At 43.2% G+C, this 259-nt stretch carries 1 protein-coding gene; it reads left to right on the top strand.

Annotated features, from left to right (window positions below):
- Positions 1-202, top strand: a 202-nt coding sequence (locus I5349_RS13840; protein WP_226391367.1) for a hypothetical protein, incomplete at its 5' end; no start/stop codon positions are given.
- Between the last annotated feature and the right edge of the window lie 57 nt (positions 203-259).

Below are 259 nucleotides of genomic sequence, written 5' to 3'. Positions count from 1 at the left end.
AAACGTGGAGGAGGAAAAAGAGAATATTCAGAAAGAGATCGACTATACGAAAGGCTTCCTGAATTCTGTCATGAAAAAACTCAGCAATGAGCGATTTGTCGCTGGGGCACCTGCACAGGTGATAGAAATGGAGCGCAAGAAACAAGCTGATGCCGAAGCCAAGATTAAGGCTTTGGAAGAGAGTTTGGCGAAGTTGGGGTAAGGTGATAATATTCCCCATAAGGCGCAGAGGACTTCCTGAATAATTAGAAAGTAATTA

This window comes from Penaeicola halotolerans (genome assembly GCF_016464625.1).
GTDB lineage: Bacteria > Bacteroidota > Bacteroidia > Cytophagales > Cyclobacteriaceae > Penaeicola > Penaeicola halotolerans.
The sequence above is the reverse complement of the archived record's forward strand: the minus strand, read 5'-3'. Positions and strand labels throughout refer to the sequence as shown.